Annotated in this window: 13 protein-coding genes; 2 read left to right on the top strand and 11 right to left on the bottom strand. The window is 56.8% G+C overall.

Annotated features, from left to right (window positions below; translation table 11 throughout):
- Both RTY00_RS08855 and fabB read right to left on the bottom strand, forming a co-directional pair.
- The coding region (locus RTY00_RS08855) for an MFS transporter (protein ID WP_409519128.1) at window positions 1-280 on the bottom strand (280 nt) is incomplete at its 3' end.
- 219 nt (window positions 281-499) lie between these two features.
- Window positions 500-1720, bottom strand: coding sequence for a beta-ketoacyl-ACP synthase I (gene fabB, locus RTY00_RS08860; RefSeq protein WP_008101249.1), 1221 nt, complete (start codon window positions 1718-1720; stop codon window positions 500-502).
- Between the two features lie 154 nt (window positions 1721-1874).
- On the opposite strand from fabB, the gene mnmC reads away from it, so the two are divergent.
- Window positions 1875-3887, top strand: a complete 2013-nt coding sequence (gene mnmC / locus RTY00_RS08865; protein ID WP_312664156.1) for a bifunctional tRNA (5-methylaminomethyl-2-thiouridine)(34)-methyltransferase MnmD/FAD-dependent 5-carboxymethylaminomethyl-2-thiouridine(34) oxidoreductase MnmC — start codon at window positions 1875-1877, stop codon at window positions 3885-3887.
- A gap of 29 nt (window positions 3888-3916) precedes the next feature.
- Here mnmC and RTY00_RS08870 read toward each other — a convergent pair whose 3' ends face one another.
- The 6 genes from RTY00_RS08870 to prmB all read right to left on the bottom strand — a co-directional run bounded on the left by RTY00_RS08870 (window position 3917) and on the right by prmB (window position 8673).
- Window positions 3917-4198, bottom strand: a complete 282-nt coding sequence (locus RTY00_RS08870; protein ID WP_008101252.1) for a YfcL family protein — start codon at window positions 4196-4198, stop codon at window positions 3917-3919.
- 30 nt (window positions 4199-4228) lie between these two features.
- Window positions 4229-4774: an elongation factor P hydroxylase gene (locus RTY00_RS08875; RefSeq protein ID WP_312664157.1), complete on the bottom strand. Its 546-nt coding sequence runs from the start codon at window positions 4772-4774 to the stop codon at window positions 4229-4231.
- A 67-nt stretch (window positions 4775-4841) separates the two neighbouring features.
- Window positions 4842-5639, bottom strand: a complete 798-nt coding sequence (locus tag RTY00_RS08880) for a sulfite exporter TauE/SafE family protein (protein WP_312664158.1) — start codon at window positions 5637-5639, stop codon at window positions 4842-4844.
- A gap of 136 nt (window positions 5640-5775) precedes the next feature.
- Window positions 5776-6600 carry a penicillin-insensitive murein endopeptidase gene (gene mepA, locus RTY00_RS08885; RefSeq protein ID WP_312664162.1) on the bottom strand — a complete coding sequence of 275 codons (825 nt, stop codon included), beginning with the start codon at window positions 6598-6600 and terminating at the stop codon, window positions 5776-5778.
- An 8-nt stretch (window positions 6601-6608) separates the two neighbouring features.
- A complete protein-coding gene (gene aroC / locus RTY00_RS08890) occupies window positions 6609-7694 on the bottom strand; it encodes a chorismate synthase (RefSeq protein WP_008101259.1) in 1086 nt (361 codons plus the stop codon).
- Window positions 7695-7740: 46 nt separating this feature from the next.
- Window positions 7741-8673, bottom strand: a complete 933-nt coding sequence (gene prmB / locus RTY00_RS08895) for a 50S ribosomal protein L3 N(5)-glutamine methyltransferase (protein WP_312664159.1) — start codon at window positions 8671-8673, stop codon at window positions 7741-7743.
- Window positions 8674-8832: 159 nt separating this feature from the next.
- On the opposite strand from prmB, the gene smrB reads away from it, so the two are divergent.
- A complete protein-coding gene (gene smrB / locus RTY00_RS08900) occupies window positions 8833-9381 on the top strand; it encodes an endonuclease SmrB (RefSeq protein WP_061717868.1) in 549 nt (182 codons plus the stop codon).
- Between the two features lie 50 nt (window positions 9382-9431).
- Here the strand turns inward: smrB and sixA are convergent, their stop codons facing one another.
- From sixA to RTY00_RS08915, 3 genes are all read right to left on the bottom strand, one after another.
- Window positions 9432-9914, bottom strand: a complete 483-nt coding sequence (gene sixA / locus RTY00_RS08905) for a phosphohistidine phosphatase SixA (protein ID WP_036647371.1) — start codon at window positions 9912-9914, stop codon at window positions 9432-9434.
- Between the two features lie 195 nt (window positions 9915-10109).
- Window positions 10110-12239: a fatty acid oxidation complex subunit alpha FadJ gene (gene fadJ / locus RTY00_RS08910; protein WP_312664160.1), complete on the bottom strand. Its 2130-nt coding sequence runs from the start codon at window positions 12237-12239 to the stop codon at window positions 10110-10112.
- Window positions 12239-13087, bottom strand: an 849-nt coding sequence (locus RTY00_RS08915) for an acetyl-CoA C-acyltransferase (RefSeq protein WP_312664161.1), incomplete at its 5' end; no start/stop codon positions are given. The genes RTY00_RS08915 and fadJ, both read right to left, overlap by 1 nt.

Raw genomic sequence — 13087 nt, forward strand, 5'->3', positions numbered from 1 at the left:
CACCCACCAGCGCGATAGCCAGCATGCCGTGCTGGGTGGTGAGTTTCGCACCGTGCTGATCGGCACGACGTCCGGCAAAGCTGCGCGTTAATAACGTGGCAAAGAACTGAATCCCCACCGCCACGCCAACCATCAGGTTACTCATGCCGAGTTCATGATGGACATACAGCGGGATCACCGGCAGCGCGAGGCCAGCGGTCAGATAAGTGAGGAACACCGCAAATGAGGTGCAGGCCAGCGGCATAACGGATTGCGTCTGCGCGTCAGCAGTCGTGGTCATGATGGGTCGAACTCCTTGTACTAACCAGACACGCGCTTGCTGCCAAAACAGAAACGGGATATTTGGTTCACGTTAGTGTGAAGTGATAATTTTGTTTCGGATGGAGTGAGAGTGTAGGCAAGCTGAAGGTGGATTGTCAAAAACAACAAAGGCCAGACAAGCTGGCCCTTGAGATACTGCTGGCATAATTAGGTCGCCATGAATGGCGACCCTACGGGATTATGCTGGCAATTTACGCATGGTAAGAGTGGCGTTGGTACCGCCAAAACCGAAGCTGTTCGACATCACGGTGGTCAGCGCTTTTTCAGTTGGCTTGGTCACGATGTTCAGACCTTTACCCGCTTCATCCAGCTCTTCCACGTTGATGCTTGGTGCGATGAAACCGTGCTCCAGCATCAGCAAGGTGTAGATCGCTTCCTGCACGCCCGCCGCACCCAGTGAGTGACCGGTCATGGCTTTGGTAGCAGACAGTGATGGGCAGTTATCACCGAACACTTCGCGAATCGCACCCAGCTCTTTCACATCACCAACCGGCGTAGAGGTGCCGTGGGTGTTGAGGTAATCGATTGGGGTATCGAGACCTTGCATCGCCATCTTCATGCAGCGCACTGCGCCTTCGCCTGAAGGAGCCACCATATCTGCGCCATCTGAGGTTGCGCCGTAGCCAACGATCTCAGCGTAGATGTGTGCACCACGTGCCAGAGCGTGTTCCAGCTCTTCAACCACCACCATACCGCCGCCGCCGGCGATGACGAAACCGTCACGGTTGGCATCGTAAGTACGTGAGGCTTTTTCTGGCGTTTCGTTGTATTTGGTCGACAGTGCGCCCATCGCATCGAACTCACAGGCCATTTCCCAGCTCAGCTCTTCGCCGCCGCCAGCAAATACGATGTCCTGTTTGCCCAGCTGAATCTGCTCAACCGCGTTACCGATGCAGTGTGCAGAAGTGGCACAGGCTGAACTGATGGAGTAGTTCACGCCGTGAATTTTGAACGGGGTTGCCAGGCAAGCAGAAACGCCTGAACCCATCGCTTTGGTCACCACATAAGGACCGACCGCTTTCAGGCCGCGTGGGCTACGCATCGCGTCAGCACCAAACACCTGATAACGCGGAGAACCGCCGCCAGAACCGGCAATCAAACCGACACGTGGATTCTGCTGATACTGCTCTTCAGTCAGGCCAGAATCTTTGATCGCTTCGGCCATGGAAAGGTAAGCATAAATAGAGGCATCACTCATAAAACGCACGATTTTGCGATCGATGAGCCCGTTGGTATCCAGTTTGACGTTGCCCCATACGTGGCTGCGCATACCGGCATCTCTCATCTCTTCAGAGAAAGTAATACCGGAACGGCCTTCACGCAGAGAAGCCAGCACTTCTTGCTGGTTATTACCAATGCTGGAAACAATACCCAGGCCAGTAATCACTGCACGTTTCATTCAATAATCCTCGTTCCACATATTTGGATGACGTGCACTCTAGCGTACAGTTGTAAGCCGAACAAGTCCGATCAGCCATTTCCTTTTGTAAATTTGCGTCATGTGACGTCTATCGCTAAACTCGCGCCACTGCCTGAAATATGAGCCTTTCCCCGTGAAATTAACCCCGGTTGAACACGCCCAAATAAACTGGAATGAACAGGGTACACCTGTTTCCCGAGCGTTCGGCGACGTCTATTTCTCCAACGATAATGGACTGGAGGAAACGCGCTATGTGTTCCTCGCTGGCAACCACATTCCACACCGTTTTGCCGAACATGCGCGCGATTTATTTATTGTCGCCGAGAGCGGTTTTGGGACTGGTCTGAACTTTCTCACCCTGTGGCAAGCCTTCGATCGCTTCCGTAATGAGCAACCCAACGCCACTTTGCAGCGTCTGCACTTTATCAGCTGCGAGAAATTTCCGCTGACGCACGCCGATCTTGCTGCCGCACATGCCCATTGGCCAGAGCTGCAGCCGTTGGCCGAACAGCTGCAACAGCAGTGGCCGCAGGCGTTGCCGGGCTGTCAGCGCCTGCTGTTTAACGGCGGCGAAGTCACGCTGGATCTCTGGCTTGGTGATATTAACGCGCTAATTCACACCTTTGATGACAGTCTTAATCGTCAGGTGGATGCATGGTTCCTTGATGGCTTCGCACCGGCGAAAAATCCGGAGATGTGGACGCCAGAGCTGTTCGCCGCGATGGCACGCCTCGCCCGTCCGGGCGGCACGCTGGCGACCTTCACCGCGTCGGGGTTTGTACGGCGCGGGTTGCAGGACGCCGGTTTCAGCATGCAGAAGCGCAAAGGCTTTGGTCACAAGCGTGAAATGCTGGTCGGCGTAATGGAACAGGCTGCAGAATTGCCGCACAGCCAGCCGTGGTATGCGCGCCCGCCGGCCAGCAGCCAAGATTTGGCGCTGATAGGCGGCGGCGTCGCCAGTGCAGTATTGGCGCTGGCACTGTTGCGACGCGGTTGGCGCGTGACGCTCTATTGCGCGGATGATGCGCCCGCGCTGGGCGCATCCGGCAATCGTCAGGGCGCGCTCTATCCGCTGCTGAACCAGCACGATCCCGCGCTGGCCTCCTTCTTCCCGGCGGCTTTTGGTTTTGCCCGACGTCTGTACGATCGGCTGCCAGTGGAGTTTGAGCATGACTGGAGCGGTGTGTTGCAGCTGGGCTGGGATAGCAAAAGCGCGGAGAAAATCGCGCAGATGCTCAACATGGAACTGCCGCATGACATCGCGTACGGCGTTAATAAAGAAGAAGCGCAACAGCTGGCGGGCGTCGAGCTCGCCGTCGGTGGGATTTTCTATCCGCAAGGCGGCTGGCTGTCGCCTTCTCAGCTAACCAGCAATTTGCTGGAATACGCGCAATCACTGGGATTACGCCTTCACTGGCTGCATCGCGTCACGCAGTTAACACACGATGAAGATCACTGGACGTTGCACTTTAGCCAGCAGCCGCCGGTGCAGCATCCCCAAGTGGTACTGGCAAATGGTCACGCGTTGCTGGAACTCGAGCAAAGCAAAATGCTGCCGGTCTACGCGGTGGCGGGACAGGTGAGCCACGCGCCGACCAATCCGTCATTAGGCGTGCTGCGCACCGTGCTGTGCTACGACGGCTATCTCACGCCGGTCAGCCCGAACTTTGCCACCCATTGCATCGGTGCCAGCTATCATCGCGGCGATACCGCGACGGATTTCCGCGCCGACGATCAACAGGAAAATCGCCAGCGGCTGATCAACTGTTTGCCAGAAAGCCAATGGCCGCTGCAGGTTGATGTGTCAGATAACCAGGCGCGCAATGGCGTACGCTGTGCCACGCGCGATCATCTGCCAATGAGCGGCAGCGTGCCAGATTATGACGCTACCCTGGCGCAGTATGCCGACTTGCCGGAACAGCGTGCGCGTACTGCAAACGTGTCCGATGCGCCGGTACATAACGGTTTGTTTGTGTTGGGAGCACTAGGTTCGCGTGGCTTGTGCAGCGCACCGCTGGCAGCCGAAGTGCTGGCAGCGCAGATGAGCGGCGAGCCGCAACCGCTGGATGCAGCCACGCTGGCGGCGATGAATCCGAATCGCTACTGGGTACGAAAGCTGCTGAAGGGCAAAAAAGCGGGTCGATAATCTGCGGGGCGAGCGATCGCCCCGAGACGTTAAGCGGTTTGGCGTGCCTGCAGGAACAGATTGTCCCACATGCCGGTGACCAGCGCCTGATCGCGTGGCGACAATTCACCGGCAGCAATGGCTTTTTGCAGGCTGTTGGTAACGTGGGTTTGCAGCGCTTCCGGCGTGTGTTCACCGCTCAGCTCAATCTCCGCCACTGCCAGGGTCAGATGACCACGCAGATAGCCGCCCGCAAACAACTCGTCATCGCTGGCGTGATCGACCATATCGTCAATCAGGGCCAGAATTCGGGTTTCAAATTCTACGATCATCTCTTCCTCTCTTCTTATAACCTTCGCGGATTACAGATCTTCCGGCCAGGGGAATTGTGCCGCCGTCAGTGCCGGCGTGCCGTAATAATTCGTCAGCGCATCAATGAAACGGGCCGGTCGCATCGGAATGCCCTGCTCCAGATACGTCATCACCTGCGCATGAACCTTGCGCTGAAACGCAATGCGATCTGGCTCACAATCGCCTTCGAGATTGTCACAACTGACGTTGAAGGGAAAGCCCGCCGCCACGCAGAACAACCACTCCAGCGCCTGCGGTTTCACCTCAACCGATTCGAACTGGCTTTGCGTTTGCGCATCGCGTCCATCCGGACAATACCAATAACCAAAATCCACCAGCTTGCGGCGCGCTTCACCGGCAATGCACCAGTGGGAAATTTCATGCAGTCCGCTGGCGTAGTAGCCGTGCGCGAACACCACGCGATTCCACGGTGAGGTTTCATCCGCTGGAAGATAAATAGGTTCGTCGCCGCCTTTAATTAGACGGGTCTGAAAATCGTCAACGAAGCAGCCATCAAAGATGGCAATCAGCTGATCGTAATGGTGTGTTGTACTCATAATTTTTAATCTTTAAAAAAAACCGGCGCCATTGTCGCATTGGCAGCCGGTCTTGACGAGTGTTGGATTACAGCGTGGCCAGCCAGGCCATCAATTCTGCGCCATGACTGTCCCATAACAATTTGGCGCTCATCACCGCAGAAACGATCACCACCATGGGGCGAATCAGTTTCTGACCGCGGCTCAATACCAGTCTGGCGCCGAGGCGCGCGCCGATAACGGCGCCGAGCAGCATAATCGCGCCAGTGCCCCACACCACTTTGCCGCCGAACATAAAGAACAGCAGACTGCCAAAATTCGAGGTGAAATTTAGGATTTTGGCGTGGGCGGTGGCTTTTGCCAGATTGAAGCCGCACAGCGTAACGAAGGCCAGCGCATAGAACGAACCGGCGCCGGGACCAAAGAAGCCATCGTAGAAGCCGACACAGCCACCGCCCACCAACGCATAAGGCAAACCGTGCAGACGACGTTCGCGATCTGCTTCACCCAAACGCGGCATCAGCAGGAACCACAAACCGATACAGATCAGCAGCAGCGGCAAGATTTGGCGCAGCACATCCGCTTGTAGGTGCTGAATCAGAATGGTGCCGGCAATCGCGCCGAGAAAGGTCATGGCGATATTCAGCCACTGCTCGTTCAGCTTCACCGCGCCTCGACGGATGAAATAGAGGCTGGCGGAGAACGAACCACCGACCGATTGCAGCTTATTCGTGGCTAACGCCTGCGCAGGCGACAGCCCGGCCGCCAGCAATGAAGGCACGGTGAGCAAGCCACCGCCACCGGCAATGGAGTCGATAAATGCCGCCAGCATTGCCACGAAAAACAGCACACCAACGACTAGCGGGCTAACAACAAAAAGATCCATCAACCATCACCCTAAATAACCTTGATAATTCAAGTTGCAGGAAGGCGGCAAGCTCGTTCATCCCCAGGAGCTTACATTAGTAAGTGACTGGGGTGGACGAGTGCAGCCAACGCACCTGCGGCTTGAAGAATCGAGGTTATAGCAAATGTTTATCAAGTAATGCCTGGCAAGAAGGCGGCAACGGCGGCGGCGTTTTCTTCACCGGCGGCGTGCTGCCTGGTTTTTTCGGCAGGAACCAGCTATCCAGCTCAGCGCCACAGCCATCGCCTGCAGGTTGAGGAGCCTGATCTTCACACTCCTGACTGCCCGCCGGGCAACGCAAACGCACATGCATGTGCGCGCGATGGGCAAACCACGGACGTACTTTATTTAGCCACGCGCGATCGCTACCGGCATCGGCACAAAGCTGCCGTTTAATCGCTGGATTGACGAAGATACGCGTCACTTCGTCGTCTTTAGCTGCCAGTTTAATCAGGCTATCAATTTGCGGTTGCCAGTGACGTGCAATCACCTGCTTATCATCGGCAGAAACCAAATCGAGCGGCTGCGGCTTGAGCAATTGCTGCGCCGTCCAGCGGGTTTTCGGCAGTTGCAGCCAGATATCAACATCCAGACCGGTTTGATGGCTGGCGTGGCCGCTGCTAAAACGTCCACCCGCCGCCATGCCCATATCGCCAATCAGCACTTGCCCCAGCTGAAGCTGATGAACCTGAGTGCTGAGACGCTGAATAAAGGCGATCAAATCGGGATGGCCGTAATAACGACGCTGATCCTGACGCATCACCTGATAATTGGCTGAATTGAGCGGCAGCTGTTGCGCACCGACAATACAGCCGTTGGCGAAACTGCCAATCGACTGCGGGCTGCCAGCGATCGGCTGATGAATTTGCTGCCACGGCGTGGCGGCAACCGCGGCCGCACTGCATAACAGCGCGGCACAGGTGATAAGCAGACGGCGCATCATCGGGCTTACCAGCGCGGCACGCTGCTGTTGACGTCACCGTTTTGCGCACGCTGGCGCAGCAGGTGATCCATCAACACAATCGCCATCATCGCTTCGGCAATTGGCACCGCGCGAATACCGACGCACGGATCGTGACGACCTTTAGTGATCATCTCAACTTCTTCGCCGTCACGGGTGATGGTGTTGCCCGGCACGGTGATGCTGGAAGTCGGTTTCATCGCCAGATTGGCGCTGATGGTTTGGCCGCTGCTGATGCCACCCAAAATGCCGCCCGCGTGGTTGCTCTGGAAACCGTTGGCACGAATCTCATCGCGATGTTGGCTGCCGCGCTGGTTGATCACCGCGAAACCGTCGCCAATCTCCACGCCTTTCACCGCGTTGATGCTCATCAGCGCATGCGCCAAATCCGCATCCAGACGATCAAATACCGGCTCGCCCAAGCCCGGCGGCACGTTTTCTGCCAGCACGGTGACTTTGGCACCGATGGAGTCGCCCTCTTTTTTCAGGCCGCGCATCAGTTCATCCAGCGCTTCCAGCTTCGAGGCATCCGGGCAGAAGAACGGGTTCTCTTCCACGATGCTCCAGTCTTTCAGCTCGCAAGCCACATCGCCAATCTGCGCCAGATAGCCGCGCACCACGATGCCGTGCTTCATCTGCAAATACTTCTTCGCAATCGCACCTGCCGCTACGCGCATCGCGGTTTCACGCGCCGAAGAGCGTCCGCCGCCACGATAGTCGCGCAGGCCGTATTTCTGCTCGTAGGTATAATCGGCATGGCCAGGACGGAACAGATCTTTGATTGCGCCGTAATCCTGTGAACGCTGGTCGGTGTTCTCAATCAGCAGACCGATTGAAGTCCCCGTCGTCACCCCCTCAAACACGCCGGACAAAATTTTCACCTGATCCGGCTCGCGGCGCTGTGTGGTGTAGCGCGACGTGCCAGGACGACGACGATCGAGATCGTGCTGAATGTCGGCTTCCGTCAGCGGAATGCCGGGCGGCACACCGTCAACGATGCAGCCCAGCGCAATACCATGCGACTCGCCAAAAGTGGTTACGCGAAAAACTTGTCCGATGCTGTTTCCGGCCATGCTGGTTCCTTGTTGCGATGTTGCGGGCGAGCGCTCGCCCTCTTATTTAGTCTTTGTAGAATGAGAAGTGATGCTGTGCCGCGACGATTTGCTCGCGCGTCAGCATAAACACGCCGTCACCGCCGTTATCAAACTCCAGCCAGGTAAACGGCACGTCTGGATACTGATCGATCATGTGCACCATGCTGTTACCGACTTCGCAAATCAGCACGCCTTGCTCGGTGAGGTAATCCGGCGCACAGGCCAGAATACGGCGCACCAGTTTCAGGCCGTCGCTGCCCGCCGCCAAACCCAGTTCCGGCTCGTGGCGATATTCGTTCGGCAGATCGTCCATATCTTCCGCATCCACGTAAGGTGGATTGGTGACGATCAGATCGTATTTCACCGGCGGCAAGTTGCGGAACAGATCGGCGCGGATTGGCGTGACGTGGTTCAGCAGGCCGTGCTCTTCGATGTTCTGCTCGGCAACCGCCAGCGCATCGGTGGAGATATCCACCGCATCCACTTCCGCTTCCGGGAAGGAGTAAGCGCAGGCAATAGCGATGCAGCCGCTGCCGGTACACATATCGAGAATGTGATTAGGTGACTCGCTGATCAAACCGGCAAAACGGTTCTCAATCAGTTCACCAATCGGTGAACGCGGCACTAATACGCGCTCATCAACGTAAAATTCGTGGCCGCAGAACCAGGCTTTGTTGGTGAGATACGCCACCGGAATGCGCTCGTTGACGCGGCGAATCACGCGCTCAACAATACGATGACGCTCGCTGGCGGTCAGGCGCGCATTGCGCATATCTACTGGAATATCCAGCGGCAGCCACAGCGTGGGCAGAACCAGTTGGACTGCTTCGTCCCAGGGATTATCCGTGCCGTGGCCGTACCAAATGCCTGCCGCCGAAAAACGGCTGACAGCCCAGCGCAGCATGTCCTGAATGGTGTGCAGTTCATTCACTGCCTCATCGACGAATATCTTGTCCACGTAGCCCTCCGCAGGCCATAAAATCAATCGGCCGATAGTGTGCCACGAAGCCGGGCAGAATTCAGCGCAGCGAGGTGAAAAAGCTGACATTTGTTAACAGTAACGGTTAAGGTATGCCACCGGCTGTTTACCAGCTTTTTCTGAACCTATCACCGAGCCATGAGTAAAAAAACGCCGCTAAGCCAGGACGATCAGCAGATGTTCCGCCAGTTAATGACCGGAACGCGCAAGCTTAAACAGGATACCATCGTGCACAAACCGGTGGTGAAAACGCGCCAACTGCCGTTGAAACGCCTGATATCAGAGCAAGCCGATAATAGTCATTATTTCTCTGACGAGTTTCAGCCGCTGCTTTCCAGTGAAGGTCCGGTACGCTACGTGCGCGCTGATGTCAGCCACTACGAGCAGAAGAAGCTGCGTCGTGGCGATTACACGCCGGAAATTTTTCTCGATCTGCATGGCTTGACGCAGATGCAGGCCAAGCAGGAGCTCGGCGCACTGATCGCCGCCTGTCGTCGTGAGCATCTGTTCTGCGCCAGCGTCATGACCGGACACGGTAAACACATCCTCAAGCAGCAAACACCGCTGTGGCTGGCACAACATCCGCATGTGATGGCGTTTCATCAGGCACCAAAAATGTTCGGCGGCGACGCCGCGCTGCTGGTGCTGATAGAAGTAGAAGAGTGGCAGCCGCCTGAATTGCCGTGATGGCTGCGGTAGAAAAGGATAGGGCCGCGTTTGCTAGCGGCCCATAGAGATTAGATTGCTTTAGCCAATTTTGACGGGCTGACCTGCCACTCCAGCTTGCCTTCGCAGGCATCTGCATCAAAGTCCACACAGGCTATGGCGGAGGTCGCGAACATCGGCGGCGCTTCCTGCGGGCAGAGTTCAGAAACCAGATAACCCACCAGCGGCAGATGCGAAATCACCAGCGCCGATTTAACCCCTTTCTGCGCCAGCACCTGCAAATAGCTGGCTACCATCGCGGGATCGCCGCCTGGCGTCAGTTCCGGCAACACATCCTGCCCTTCCGGCAAATTCAGCGTTTCACGTACCGTTGCCAGCGTTTGCTCAGCGCGCAAGTACGGACTCACTAATACCCGATCGATTGCTGGCGTTTTGCTGTTGAGCCAACTCGCCATTGCTCTCGATTCATCACAGCCACAGAGGGTGAGAGGTCGAACTGAATCACTCGCTGCTTCCAGAGCTGCGTCGCCATGACGCATGATAAAAACTTGCATAAAGCACCGCTGTTGTTTGTCGATATCGCCCGGTACCACAGCACCAGACGCTTCATTCTGCGAATGAACGGTGTGTTTTACCCCAATGGCTTCAGTATAGTCAACCGGTTGTTTATTAAATAAGCATATCTCAGATTGGTGCCGCGCTTGCCGCTGCGCGGCCCTCTGACTAACCCGCTGAATCTGTGAGCCTATTCACGATTGTGCAGAAGTGTAAAAATTCGTTTGCTGTTCTGACAATGCGATCAGCGCCTCACTCGGCGCAAAACGTTCGCCGTGTTGCTGCATTAATGAGCTTAATGCTTTGATGATAACGCCAATGCCGCGTTGATCCATATAGCGGAACGGACCGCCGAGGAACGGCGGGAAACCGATGCCAAAGACCGCCGCAATATCGCCATCGCGCGCGTTGCGGATCACCTCTTCATCCAGACAACGTGCCGCTTCGTTCAGCATCATCAATACGCAACGCTCGGCAATCTGCGCTTCGCTCTGCTTCGCCTGCGGTTTGATGTTCAACAGGGTGTAGATTGACGTATCGGCTTTGCGCTTGCCCGACCAGCGCGAACGTTGGTAGAGGTAGAATCCTTGGTGGTTCTTACGCCCTTTTCTGCCGTCAGCCAGAATGGCGTTCGCGGCGTTGGGTGCGCAGAAGCGAGCACCGTAAGCCTGCTCGAGAATCGGGCTGATTTTGCTGCCGACATCAATGCCCACTTCGTCCAGCAGTTGCAACGGCCCAACCGGAAAACCGAATTTCACTAAAGCGCGATCGATATGCTCAATCGGCTCACCTTCCTGCAAACAGTGCATCGCTTCATTTATATAGGGTGCGAGAATGCGGTTAACGTAAAAACCGGGACGATCAGCTACCACTACCGCTGTTTTGCCCTGCTGACGCGCCAGCTGCACCGTGTTCGCCAGCGTTTGCGCTGAGGTATTGGCATGTGGAATCACCTCCACCAGCGGCATTTTGTCCACCGGGCTGAAGTAATGCAGGCCGATAATATTTTCCGGTCGCTGCGCATGGGCGGCAATGTCGGCAATCGGCAGCGACGAGGTATTTGAGGCGAATATGGTGTGCGGCTGGCAATGGCTTTCGATTTCGCTGACCATCTGCTGCTTGAGCGCCAGATCCTCAAATACCGCTTCGATCACCAGATCGCGCTGGCTGAACCCTTGATAATCGATGCCGCCGCTGATGCGCGCCATCTGCTGCTGACGTTCAGCCGCTTTCATTTGACGCCGCTTCACCTTGTTGCTCAACAAGTCCCAGCTGTATTGCAGTGCATGATTCACGCCATTGAGATTGATGTCTTTAATGCGCACCGGCAAACCGGCTTTCAGCGCCGTAACGCTGGCGATGCCGCCGCCCATCAGCCCACCGCCAAGCACGCCAATCTGCTTCAGCGCTTGCGGTTCAACACTCGCCATCGACTCTTTCTTTAAGGCGGTTGAGGCGAAAAACAGGCTACGCAGCGCGGCCGATTCTGGCGTCATCGCCAGTTGACCAAAGGCGCGCGCTTCCGCTTCATGCCCGGCACTGCTGCCCTGCTCCAGACCGATGCGCACCACTTCAAGAATACGGTCAGCCGCAGGATAGTTGCCCTGAGTTTTGCTGTGGGTTTGACGCTGTGCCAGTGAAAACAGCACCTGACGCGCAATCGGTCCTTGCAGCAAACGATCGCGGCGCGAAAGTTCCCGGCGTGCGCCTTTTCCTTTATGTACGCGCGCAATCGCCGTTTCCAGCAGAATCGATGGCGGCACCGCGTCATCCACAATCCCGAGTTTGAGTGCCTGTTTGGCGCGCAGCTGTTTACCAATGAGAATCAGCGGCAGCGCCTGCTGCAAGCCAATCAGGCGCGGCAAACGTTGCGTACCGCCAGAACCCGGCAGCAAACCGAGCTGTACTTCCGGCAAACCGAGGCGCGTTTTGTCATCCAGCGAACAGATGCGCGCATCGCAGGCCAGCGCCAGCTCGAGGCCGCCACCAAGGCAGGCACCGTGAATCGCCGCCACCACCGGAAACGGCAGCGCGGCAATCATCGCCATTACATCTTGTCCCTGCTTTGCCAGCGCTTCAGCTTCTTCAGCCGTTTTGCAGCTGGCGATCATGCTGATATCCGCACCGGCAACAAAGTTGTCTGGCTTGCCAGAAATCAACACTAATCCGGCTAAATTCTGATGGCTGCGCGCTTCATCCAGCACCGCTTTGATCTGCGGCACAAACTCGGCCTTCAGCGTGTTCATCTTCTCGCCCGGCACATCGATGGTAATCACACCGACATGGTCGAGTCGCATATGTAAATGAAAGGCGGATTCGCTCATTATTCGGCCTCCAGAACCATTGCCGTGCCCAGGCCGCCCGCCGCGCAGGCGGTGACCAATCCTAAACCGCCGCCGCGCCGCCGCAATTCCTGCAGCATTTGCGTGATCATGCGTGCGCCGGTAGCGGCAAACGGATGACCATAAGCAATCGATCCGCCGAGCACGTTAAAGCGCTCTTCATTCACTTCGCCCAGCGCATGCGGACGATTCAACACCTCGCGCGCAAAGCGTTCATCGCGGAACATTTTCAGGTTCGCTAAGGTTTGTGCGGCAAAGGCTTCATGCATATCAATCAGTGTCAGATCGTTGAGCGTGATGCCAGCGCGATCCAGCGCCAGCGGCGAGGCATACGCCGGACCGAGCAGCATGTCCTGCCAGACATCAATCGCCGTGAAGGCGTAGCTGCGCAGATAGCCGAGCGGCTGAATGCCGAGTTCGCGTGCTCGCCCTTCGCGCATCAGGATCACTGCCGCCGCGCCATCGGTCAGCGGCGTGCTGTTGGCGGCGGTCACTGAACCGTGGCGACGATCAAATGCCGGACGCAGTTTGGCGTAATCGGCGGCGCTGGCGTTGAAGCGAATGTTGTTATCCTGCTCAATGGGCGCTTTCCACGGCGGCACAAATGCTGGCATCACTTCCTGAGTGAGCACGCCCGATTGCCAGGCACGCGCCGCATGCTGGTGCGAACGCAGCGCTAACGCATCCTGCTGTTCACGGGTGATGCCGTGACTTTTCGCCATCTGCTCGGCGGTATCGCCCATGCGTAATCCGGTGGAATACTCCGCTACCGCCGGTGGCACCGGCAGCAGATCGCGCGGACGCAAACGACGCAGGATGCTGAGTTTTTG

This window comes from Pantoea sp. CTOTU49201, assembly GCF_032054795.1.
Classification (GTDB): domain Bacteria; phylum Pseudomonadota; class Gammaproteobacteria; order Enterobacterales; family Enterobacteriaceae; genus Pantoea; species Pantoea symbiotica.